Source organism: Neobacillus drentensis, assembly GCF_036966985.1.
GTDB lineage: Bacteria > Bacillota > Bacilli > Bacillales > Cytobacillaceae > Neobacillus > Neobacillus drentensis_E.
Map to the genome: position 1 here is coordinate 1 of NZ_JBALSN010000792.1, position 332 is coordinate 332.

The window sequence follows — 332 nt, forward strand, 5'->3', positions numbered from 1 at the left end:
AAATAAAAATAAAGAACTAACTAAAAAAACAATTATGCTTGCAAAAAGGATAAATTTAGTGATTTTACGTTTTGAATTTTTATTTGTTGCTTGTTTATGTTTTTTGTTTGCCATACCCTTTCACTCCTCTATTTATTACTATACAAGAAGCCAGAATAAATGACACTTTAGACTTTGTGAAAGAGTGTACTAATCTAACGGGTGCGTTGATCCAGGAAGGATTAGCCGCCTTTTTTGTTGAATTCCTTATTAAACAAACGGTGCAGGTTAGTTGAAGAGAGATTTGGTTTTTTGATAATAACAACAAAATAGGAGGATTTTTGATGATTTAT